The following is a 10,643-nucleotide window of genomic DNA, read 5'->3' as shown; positions in this document are numbered from 1 at the left end:
ACTTCCGCACCCGCCGCACGCCCGAGCGCCCCGAGGGGATCCCGCTGATGACGCCGACCACCACCGCACCGACCACCACCGCCCCGACCAGCACCGCACCGGCCCGCCAGATCGTGCCGCCCGAGGAGCTGTACGCGCGGGAACTCGCCTTCCTCGCCGCCCACGACGAAGGGCCCCGGCCGCCCGGCTGGGCGCTGACGCCCCGCGCGGTCGTCACGTTCGTCATGGGCACGGACCAGCCCCTGACCCTGCCCGAAAAGACGGCCGCACCGGAGGGGACGCCGCGCAGACTGGCGATCCGGCGCAAGTTCGTGGGGGAGCGGGCCCTCGTCGAGCGGTGCGTGGTGACGCTGGCGGGCGAGCGCGGCCTGCTGCTCGTCGGCGAGCCCGGCACCGCCAAGTCGATGCTCTCCGAACTGCTCGCCGCGGCCATCTCGGGGACCAGCGCGCTGACCGTCCAGGGCACCGCGGGCACCACCGAGGACCAGCTCAAGTACGGCTGGAACTACGCGCTGTTGCTGGCGCAGGGTCCCAGCCCGCAGGCGCTGGTGCCGTCGCCGGTGCTCACGGCGATGCGCACGGGGGCCGTCGCCCGCGTCGAAGAGGTCACCCGCTGCCTGCCCGAGGTCCAGGACGCGCTGATCTCGCTGCTCTCCGAGCGGCGCATGGCCGTGCCCGAACTCGCCGGGACGGACCACGCCCAGGCGTACGCCGCCCCGGGCTTCAACGTGATCGCCACGGCCAACCTCCGCGACAAGGGCGTCTCCGAGATGTCCGCCGCGCTCAAGCGCCGGTTCAACTTCGAGACCGTCGGCCCGATCGGCGACTTCGACGCCGAACTCGACCTGGTCCGCAGCCAGTCCAGGGCGGCCGTGGAGCGGTCGGGCGCGGAGTACCGCCTCGACGACACCGTCCTCGACATCCTCGTGACCGCGTTCCGCGAACTGCGCACCGGGCGGTCCGCCGAAGGCTGGGAGATCGAGCGCCCCTCGACGGTGATGAGCACCGCCGAAGCCGTCGCCGTCGCCGCGGCCCTCGGCCTGGCCGCGGCCTACTTCCCGGGCGACCGGGACGCCCTCGCCCTGCTCCCCGGCCACCTCACCGGAGTCGTGCGCAAGGACGACCCCGCCGACGCGGCCCGGCTCCTCGGCTACTGGGACGGCGCGGTGCGCCGCCGCGCCGAGGAGGGTTCCGCCAGTTGGCGCGCCCTGTGGGACCTGCGACCGGTACTGGAGGACTGACCGACATGACCGCCGCCGTGCCGTTCCCGCACGCCCCGGACGACGCGGTCGCGGCGCTCACCGCGCCCGACGGGCCGTACCTCATCGGCGTGCGCCATCACTCGCCCTCGCTCGCCGCCGCCGTGCCCCGGCTCCTGGACGCGGCGCGGCCCGATGTGCTGCTCGTCGAACTGCCCGCGGAGACGCAGGAGTTCCTGGGCTGGCTGGCCGACGAGGAGACCGTCGCGCCGGTCGCGCTGGCGGCGGTCCTCACCATGGACGAGACGGGTGGCGAGGCGGGCGGCGGCGCGGCGGCGGGGCCGGGCCGCCCCGCCTTCTACCCCTTCGCGGACTTCTCGCCGGAGCTGGCCGCGTTGCGCTGGGCCAGGCGGGCGGGCGTGCCCGTGGTCGCCTGCGACCTGCCGCTGACCGACCCCGCCTGGCGTGAGCCGCGCGGGACCGGCCCGGCACCGCGGGGCGGCCGTCGCCTTCAGGACGCCCTGCGCGAGGGCGTCACCGGCCGCGCCGACGACGACCTGTGGGACAGGCTCGTCGAGGCACCGGCCCCGGGCGCGGAACCGGAGGAGCTCCGCCGCGCCGCGCTCCTCACCGGCTGGGCACTGCGCCGCGACGCACAGGAGGGCGCGGGCATCGACCCGCTGGACCTCACCCGCGAGGCATGGATGCGGGCACGCGTGCGCGCGGCCACGGCCGAAGGGCGCAGGGCGGCGGTGGTCGTCGGGGCGTTCCACGCGGGGGCGTTGACGCGGGGAGTGCTCGGTCGGAGCGAGGCCGTGGCCCCGAGCCCGACTCCGTCCCCGCATGAGGCACGGGCGTTGCCCCCGACTTCGGGCGCTACGTCGGCCACGCTCCCGACCCCGTCGAGGTCCTCGGGTCCGCCGTCCATTGCCGGAACGGCCCCAGGCCCTGGCGCCGCCGCCGATTCCATCCCTGGCGCTGCCGTCGACTTCATTCCTGGCGCTGCCGTGGACTCCATTCCCGATGCTGCCGCCGACCGCATGCCCGGCGCTGCCGCGGACTCCATCCCCGATGCTGCCGCCGACCCCATCCCCGGCGCCGCCGCCGTTTCCGCCCCCGGCGACTGCACCGTCAGCCTCATCCCGTACACCTATCCGCTGCTCGACGCCCGCTCCGGATACCCGGCCGGTATCCGGGACCCGGAGTGGCAGCACCGGGTGTTCGACGCGGCGGGCAGCCCGGAGGCGCTGCGGGAGGCCGTGCTGCGCGCCGCCGTGGCGATCTGCGCGGACGTGCGGGCGCAGGGCCACCCCAGCGGACCGGCCGACGCCCGCGAGATCACCCGCATCACCGGCGACCTCGCGTCCCTGCGCGGCCTGCGGGCCCCGGCCGGGGCGAACTCGTCGAGGCCGTCCAGACCGTCCTGGCCCAGGGCGAACCGCTCGGCCGGGGACGCGCGGTGGCCCGCGCGATGGAGAAGGTCCTCGTCGGCGAGCGCACCGGACACCCCACGCCCGCCGCCCCGCGCGGCGGACTCGGTCCCGCCGTGGAGCGTGAGCTCGCCGAACTCGGCCTGCCGGGGCCGCGAGACCCGCGCAAGGAGCGGGAGCTGAGGCTCGATCCGCTGCGCACGCCCCGCGATCGCCGCCGCGAGATCCTGCTGCGCCGCCTCGCCCTGTGCGGAGTGCCGTACGCGGAGGAGCACGCCGTCACCGGCACCGGCGGGGGCGACGCGCTGACCACCCGGTGGACGGCCGCGTGGACCCCGGCGACGGCCGCGGTCCTGACGACCGCGAGCGCGCGCGGCGTGACGCCCGCGCAGGCCGCGGAGGGCGTGCTGCGTACGCGGATGCGGGCCGCCCGCGACGAGGGCGGCCCGACGGCGGCCCAGGCCCTGACGGCGCTCGAACAGGCGGCGCACTGTGCGCTGCCCGTGCTCGCCGCGGACGCCCTCACCGAGCTGACCACGGTCCTGCCGTCCACGGCGACGCTCCCCGAACTCCTCGCGGGCCAGCGCCTCGTCGACCGTCTCGCGGCCGGCCATGTCGCGGGCCTAGACCCTGACGACGAACAGCGGCCGCGCCTCGTGGCGGCGGCCGATGCGCTGAGCGCGGCGGCGGTCCGCGCCCTGGACGGCATCGGCGGCTCCGAGGACGTGGAGGACGCCCGGGCCCTGGTCGAACTGGCGCGGAAGGCCGACGAGTCGGGCTCGCTCCGGCTCGCGGACGCGCTGGTCCGGCTCGCCTCGGACGGTACGCCACTGATGGCGGCGGCAGCCGGAGTGGTGCGGGCCCTGCTCGGCCACACTCCGGCCGGGGACTTCGGCCGCCGGATCGCGTCCTGGGTCGACGGGGCGGCGGGCCCGTCCGCGCGCGCCGCCCTCACGGCCCGGCTGACCGGCCTGTGCACGGCGGCCGGAGCCCTCCTGGAGACCGCGCCGGATGTCCTCGATCCGCTCCTCGACCGCGTCACGACGCTGCCCGACCGGGAGTTCCTCGACCGACTGCCCGCCGTGCGCGGCGGCTTCGACACGCTCTCACCGGCGGCCAGGGACCGCCTCCTCGACGTCGTGGAGTCCCGCACCGGCACCGTTCTCACCGCGCTCACGACGGACCCCGCCACCCAGGCGGCCTGGACCCGCGCGGACCTGACGGCACGGGAGACGCTGGCGGCGCTGGGACTGGAGTTGCCGCCTCAGGGCCCCGACGTGCATGAGGCACCCGACGTACAAGAGGCACCCGAAGCACCCGAGGCACCCGAGGCACCCGACGTACAAGAGGCACCCGAAGCGCCCGAGTCACCTGAAACGCCTCTCACTCTCACCCCACCCGAACGCTGGCGGCTGCTCCTGGGCAGGCGATCCGACGAACTGCCGGCCGCCACGGCCCCGTTGGCCACCGCGCTCGACGAGTTGTACGGAGCCGGACGCGGCGAGGGTGCCCGAGGCGACCTGACCGGCCGGAGCGGTGGCCGCGGCGCCCCCTACCCGGGCGTGCGGGAATGGGCCGAGGCGCTCACCGCCCTGTTCGGCCCCGGCGTACGGGAGGAGGTGCTCGCGGCCGCCGCGGCAGCGGGCCGTACCGACGCCGTCGAGGCACTCGACCCGGACGCGGCCCGCCCCTCCGTGGAACTGCTGCGCACCGTCCTCCAGCACGCCGGAGGCCTGCCCGAGTCACGGCTCGCCGCCCTGCGCCCGCTGGTCCGCCGCCTCGTCGACGAGCTGACCCGGGCGCTCGCCACCCGTCTGCGCCCCGCTCTCACGGGCGCCGCCTCCGCGCGCCCCACCCGCAGACCGGGCGGCGGCCTCGACCTCGCCCGCACCCTGCGCGCCAACCTCGCCACGGCACGCCGCACCGACGACGGCCGGATCGTCGTGGTGCCGGAGCGGCCGGTCTTCCACGGCCGTGCCCGACGCGCGGCGGACTGGCGTCTCGTCATCGTCACGGACGTCTCCGGCTCCATGGAGGCGTCGACCATCTGGGCCGCGCTGACCGCGTCCGTCCTGGCCGGGGTCCCTGCCCTGTCCACCCACTTCCTCGCGTTCTCCACGGAGGTCGTCGACCTCACGGAGCATGTGAGCGATCCGCTCGCCCTGCTCCTCGAGACGCGCGTCGGCGGCGGTACGCACATCGCGGCCGGCCTGCGCCACGCCCGCCGCCTGGTGACCGTGCCCTCGCGCACGCTCGTGGTGGTGATCAGCGACTTCGAGGAGGGCTACCCGCTCGGCGGGCTCCTCGGGGAAGTACGTGAACTCGTCGGCGCGGGATGCCATGTGCTCGGCTGCGCGAGCCTCGACGACGCGGGACGCCCGCGGTACTCGACGGGCACGGCGAGCCGACTCGTCGCCGCCGGAATGCCGGTGGCCGCCCTCAGCCCGCTGGAACTCGCCCGATGGGTGGGGGAGAAGATCCGATGACGATGTCGACCACGTTGCCGCCCGTCCAGCCCGAGGTCACCGGGGAGATCGTCGCCGCGCTCACGCCCCGGCTGCGCAAACGACTGGACGCGGCCGCGGCCAAGCTCGCGGCCCGCCCGCACACGGCCGACCCCGACTCCGGCGTGCACCGGATCGCCGTGGACGACGGGACGACCGTCGAACTCCACGCGCCGGACGGCACCGTGACCTCGCCGGACGCGGTCCGTTGCGACTGCCTGTTGTCCCCGGCGTGCGTCCACCGCGCGGCGGCGGTCACGCTCGCGCCGGTGGCGGAGACCACCACCGAGCCGGCCCCCGCCCCCGCTCCCGTCGAACTCCCGGAGCCCGAAAGCCCCGAGCACACCCCGGGAACGGCTCGCTCAGCCGCCCCGGCCGCTCCTCCCTCCCAAGTCGCTCGATCCACCGAAGCCGCCCACGCCCTCTGGCGATCCGCGTCCCGTCTGCTCGACGCGGGAGTCGACGGCGCCGGAGCCGTCTCGCAGGCGGATCTGCTGCGCGCCGCCCACGTCGGCAAGGTCGCCGGACTGCACCGCCCGGCGGCCGCCGCGATCCGGGTGGTGAACGGCGTCCGGGCCGCCCGCGCCGCGGACCCGGCGCACCGCACCGCCGAACTGGCCGACGCGCTCACCGAGTTGCTCGCCACCACCCACGCCCTGACCCGGGACCCCGGCGACGACGCGGCACGCGGCGCGTCCCGCCGCACCTACACCCCAGCGGGCTCGCTGCGCCTGTACGGGCTGTTCACGGAACCCGTCCTGACCGCCTCCGGGCACGCGGGCTGCGTCACCTGGACCGCCGACGCCGACGGACGCCTCCACACGGTCACGGACATCGCCCCCGGTACCGCGACCCGGGCCCGCGCCGTCGCCGACCGCGCGATCCGGCTCGGCGACACATCCCTCACCCCGCGCGAACTGTCCCGGGCCGGCCTGACCGTCTCCGGTGCGACGGTGGCGCCGGACGGAAGACTCGGCGCGGGACAGGCCGTGCAGGCGGCCCGCGCCCGCGGCGCCGACTGGACCGAGCAGCCGCTCGCCGCGCTGTGGTCCGTCCCCGTCGCCGAACAGGCCGCCCGAGCCCGCACTTCACCGCACGGCCTCCTCTTCCTGGACGTGACACTGCGCGGCGTCGCGCGCGAGCGAGGCGGCGACTGCCTGATCGCAACATGCGACGCAGTCACCGGAGCCACCGGAGCCGTCGGAGCCGTCGGAGCCGTCGGAGCCGTCGGAGCCGTCGGAGCCGTCGGAGTCACCGGAGCCACTGGAGCCACCGGAGCCGTCGGAGTCACCGGAGCCGTCGGAGGCCATGCAGCAACTGGAATCGATGGCATCCCCGGCATCCCCGGCATCCCCGGCGTCAGCGGCGTCAGCGGCATCCCCGGCGGCGACGGTGTCGTCATACGGCTCACCGCCGCGCACGACGACCCCACCTTCGCCCACCGGGACAACCTCGCCCTGCTCGCCGCCGCCCCCGGCACCCGCCTGCGCGTCATCGCTCGCCTCATCCCGGCCGCCCACGCCCGTGCGACCCTCCTCGCCATCCGTCTGCCCTCCGGCGCGACGCACGACCTGGGTCTGGACCGCCTCGGGCGCGCGGACGTCCCCGCGACCGAGCCGACGCCCACGGTTTCCTCCCCGCCCCCGATGCCCATGCCGATGCCATCCGCCCCCACCCACCCTCTGCGCCGCCGTGTCGACCAGGCGGTGATCGCGGGCCGCCGCGCCCTGACCCTGGTCCGCCCGGATGCCGAGGCGGCGGCGCTGCGCAAGGCCGGACTGCCCACGGCGGCCGAGCTTCTCGACGCGCTGCACCGCGCGGCGGCCGACCGGGGCCGCGACGCGTTCGGCCGTCTCGCCCCGGCCGACGAGGGCGCGTTCGCCCGTACGTGGCTGGCCTGCGCCCGCTACACCCAGGAGGTGTCAGCAGCATTGAGCGACGCAGCCTGGACTCGGTGACTCGGTGACTCGGTGACTCGGTGACTCGGTGACTCGGTGACTCGGTGACTCGGTGACTCGGTGACTCGGTGACTCGGTGACTCGGTGACCCGGTGACCCCGTTCGCCCAGGGCGCGCACCACGCTCAGCGGCGCGCCCGCGCCCCGCCCCCGTAGCTCGACAGATCGAGCAGCAGCCCGCACAGCACCACGATCCAGCCGATGCCGCCGACGCCGACGACGGGCGCGTACGCGAAGACGTAACCCAGGGTCGTCCACGGCAGCAGGATCAGACCGAGCAGCGGCAGCAGGACCCCGTTGAACGCGCGGTCCACGAGATGGGTGAACAGCCAGGTGATCACCAGCGCGACCCGTGGTCCGATCGCCGCCATCGCCGCGAAGATGCAGCACCCCATGCCCGTACCTCCCGGAGACCTGAACGTTCCGACAGTCGTAACACCGGGTGAGGCGCCCGGCCACCGGAGTCACCTGCGGCCGATTCCGGCTCGTTCCCGCTCATCTCCCCCTTAAGAATGAGACATCAATGTCTCATCCGGTCTACTCTTGTCTCATGTCAGTCGATCGCGAACAGATGCTGCGCAGCGCCGCCGCCCTGCTCACCCGCAAGTCCACGGCCACGATGGACGAGGTCGCGCGGGCCGCGGGCATCAGTCGCGCCACCCTCCACCGCCACTTCGCGGGCCGTGACGCCCTCGTCCGCGCCCTGGAGGACCTCGGTATCCAGGAGTGCGACGCCGCGCTCGATCGCGCCCGTCTGGAGGACGGCCCGGCCGCGGACGCGCTGCGCCGCCTCGTCGGGGCGATCGAACCGTCAGCCCCGCTGCTCGCCTTCCTCGTCACCGAGAACCAGCTCTTCGAGGGCGAGGGGCAGAACGAGGGCTGGGCGCGCCTGGACGCCCGCATCGGAGCCCTGTTCCGGCGCGGCCAGGAGAGCGGCGAGTTCCGCATCGACCTGACACCCGCCTGGCTGACCGAGGCCCTGTACGGCCTCATCGGCAGCGGCGCCTGGGCCGTCATGGACGGCCGCGTGGCGGCGAACGACTTCCCATTCATGATCACCGAGCTGCTGCTCGGCGGCGTACGACGGAGCGTGGAACCATGACCAGCACACACCAGGGCACCCCGGCGACGGAGGTGGCACGCCCCGGACGGTGGCTCGCCCTCTCCGTCCTCGTGCTCGCCGTGCTGCTCGTCGCCGTGGACGCCACCGTCCTCGGCCTCGCGACCCCGTACATCAGCGAGGACCTGAAGCCCTCCGGCACCCAGCTCCTGTGGATCGGCGACGTCTACTCGTTCGTCATCGCCGGTCTGCTCGTCTCGATGGGCAGCCTCGGCGACCGCATCGGCCGCAAGAAGCTGCTGCTGACCGGCGCGGTCGCGTTCGGCGCCGTCTCGGTGCTCAACGCCTACGCCACGACGCCGGAGATGATGATCCTGGCGCGGGCCCTGCTCGGCGTGGCCGGTGCGACGCTGATGCCGTCGACCCTCGCCCTGATCCGCAACATCTTCCACGACCCGCGCGAGCGGTCCCTCGCCGTCGGCATCTGGGGCGCCATGGCCTCGGCCGGCGCGGCGGTCGGCCCGGTCGTCGGCGGTTTCCTGCTCGAACACTTCTGGTGGGGCTCGGTCTTCCTCATCAACCTGCCCGTGATGGCGGTCCTGGTCGTCGTCGGCGTGAAGCTCATCCCCGAGTCGAAGAACCCGGTGCACGGCCCCTGGGACCTGATGAGCGTCGTCCTCTCCCTGCTCGGCATGATCGGTGTCGTCTACGCCGTCAAGGAAGCGGCCGCACACGGCATCCAGGGAAACGTCGCGGTGTCGGCGGTCATCGGCGTCGCGGCACTGACGTACTTCGTGCGCCGCCAACTCACGCTTCCCTCGCCCCTGTTGGACATGCGTCTGTTCCGCCACCGCGGCTTCTCGGGAGCGGTCCTCGCCGACCTGCTGACGATCCTCGGCCTGTCGGGCCTGGTCTTCTTCCTGTCCCAGTTCCTCCAACTGGTCCAGGGACGCGAGCCGTTCGAGGCGGGACTGGCCGAACTCCCGGCCGCCGTGGGAGCGGTGGCCGCCGGTCTGGTGGCCGGTACGGTCGCGCGCCGCTTCTCCGTACGGTCCGTCGTCGCGGGCGGCCTCGCCGCGGTGGGCCTGGCCCTCGCGGCGCTCACGACACTGAGCCAGTCGACCGGCTACCCGCTGCTCGGCACGGTGCTCCTGGTCGTCGGCGTCGGCGCGGGCTTCTCGTTCACGGTGACGGCGGACGTGATCCTCTCCAGCGTTCCCAAGGAACAGGCGGGCTCGGCGTCGGCGGTCTCCGAGACGGCGTACGAACTCGGCGCGGCCCTCGGCATCGCCGTGCTCGGCTCGATCGTCACCGGCGTCTACGCGGGCTTCACCGCGCCGCCGGGCACCCCGTCGGACGTGGCGTCGGCCGCGCACGAGTCCCTCGGCGGAGCGGTCGACGCGGCCGGTGCCCTGCCGGCCGCCCAGGCCCAGGAACTGCTGACCTCGGCGCAGACCGCCTTCGTGGACGGCCTCCAGGTCGCGGCGGGCGTCGGCGCGGCCGTCCTGCTGGCGACGGCCGTCGCGGCCTGGTTCCTCCTGCGCGGCCAGCGCCTGGAGCAGTGACCCGGGGCCCCGGCGCGTGAGACGCACGACGAAGCCCCGGCCCGCCGGACATCTCCGGTCGGCCGGGGCTCGGTTCCGCGTACCTACGCGGCCTTCGCCTTCGTGGCGTACATGTCCACGTACTCCTGGCCGGAGAGCCGCATGACCTCCGTCATCACGGAGTCGGTCACGGCCCGCAGGACGTACCGGTCGCGGCCCATGCCGTCGTAGCGCGAGAACTCCATCGGCTCGCCGAACCGCACGGTCACCCGGCCCGGTCGCGGCATCCCCGACCCGCCCGGCTGGAGCTTGTCGGTGCCGATCATCGCGAACGGCACGACGGGCGCGCCGGTCATCAGTGTCAGCCGCGCGATCCCGGTGCGGCCCCGGTACAGACGTCCGTCGGGGGAGCGGGTGCCCTCCGGGTAGATCCCGAAGATGTTGCCGTCCTCCAGGACGCGGCGGCCGGTCATCAGCGCGGCCACACCACCGTTGGCTCCGTCGCGGTCGACCGGGATCATGCCGACCCCGGTGAAGAACCACGCCATGAGGCGCCCCTTGAGGGACGTGCCGGTGACGTACTCGTCCTTGCCGATGAAGAACACCTGCCGGTCACAGACGAGCGGCAGGATCATCGAGTCGATGAACGTCAGGTGGTTGCCCGCCAGGATGACGGGACCGTTCCCCGGAATGTTCTCGGCGCCTTCCGTCCGCAGACGGAACATCAGGCGCATGATCGGTCCGAGCACTGCCTTGATGAGCGCGAAGCGGGACAACGGGCCCTCCGGTTTTCAAGGAATGGACAGAGAAGAGGTGCGGGGTCTGTGCAGGTGAGGACGATACTCGCGGGCGGGTACCCCTTGCACATCGGGTTCACCGACTGGATACGCAGAGTTGACAGAGTTCACCGGACGTCGCGCCCCGTTCATGGGCTCACGTCCCCCAGGAG

At 74.3% G+C, this 10,643-nt stretch carries 6 protein-coding genes and 1 pseudogene; 5 read left to right on the top strand and 2 right to left on the bottom strand.

What is annotated here, in order from left to right; genetic code table 11:
- The first annotated feature begins 47 nt into the window (after positions 1–47).
- The 3 genes and pseudogenes from V2W30_RS07090 to V2W30_RS07080 all read left to right on the top strand — a co-directional run bounded on the left by V2W30_RS07090 (position 48) and on the right by V2W30_RS07080 (position 7,091).
- Positions 48–1,241, top strand: a complete 1,194-nt coding sequence (locus tag V2W30_RS07090; protein ID WP_338694543.1) for an AAA family ATPase — start codon at positions 48–50, stop codon at positions 1,239–1,241.
- Positions 1,242–1,246: 5 nt separating this feature from the next.
- Positions 1,247–5,115, top strand: a pseudogene (locus V2W30_RS07085) (DUF5682 family protein).
- A 2-nt stretch (positions 5,116–5,117) separates the two neighbouring features.
- Complete coding sequence (locus tag V2W30_RS07080; RefSeq protein WP_425244667.1) at positions 5,118–7,091, top strand: hypothetical protein; 1,974 nt, start codon at positions 5,118–5,120, stop codon at positions 7,089–7,091.
- Between the two features lie 124 nt (positions 7,092–7,215).
- Here the strand turns inward: V2W30_RS07080 and V2W30_RS07075 are convergent, their stop codons facing one another.
- A complete protein-coding gene (locus V2W30_RS07075; RefSeq protein WP_338694539.1) occupies positions 7,216–7,485 on the bottom strand; it encodes a hypothetical protein in 270 nt (89 codons plus the stop codon).
- A 155-nt stretch (positions 7,486–7,640) separates the two neighbouring features.
- On the opposite strand from V2W30_RS07075, the gene V2W30_RS07070 reads away from it, so the two are divergent.
- Both V2W30_RS07070 and V2W30_RS07065 read left to right on the top strand, forming a co-directional pair.
- A complete protein-coding gene (locus V2W30_RS07070) occupies positions 7,641–8,192 on the top strand; it encodes a helix-turn-helix domain-containing protein (RefSeq protein WP_338694537.1) in 552 nt (183 codons plus the stop codon).
- On the top strand, positions 8,189–9,715 hold the full coding sequence (locus V2W30_RS07065; protein ID WP_338694535.1) for an MFS transporter: 1,527 nt from the start codon (positions 8,189–8,191) through the stop codon (positions 9,713–9,715). The genes V2W30_RS07070 and V2W30_RS07065 overlap by 4 nt, the downstream gene beginning before the upstream one ends.
- An 83-nt stretch (positions 9,716–9,798) precedes the next feature.
- Here V2W30_RS07065 and V2W30_RS07060 read toward each other — a convergent pair whose 3' ends face one another.
- Complete coding sequence (locus V2W30_RS07060; RefSeq protein WP_338703516.1) at positions 9,799–10,428, bottom strand: lysophospholipid acyltransferase family protein; 630 nt, start codon at positions 10,426–10,428, stop codon at positions 9,799–9,801.
- Positions 10,429–10,643: the final 215 nt, after the last annotated feature.

It is taken from the genome of Streptomyces sp. Q6 (genome assembly GCF_036967205.1).
In the GTDB taxonomy this organism is placed as follows: domain Bacteria; phylum Actinomycetota; class Actinomycetes; order Streptomycetales; family Streptomycetaceae; genus Streptomyces; species Streptomyces citrinus.
The sequence above is the reverse complement of the archived record's forward strand: the minus strand, read 5'-3'. Positions and strand labels throughout refer to the sequence as shown.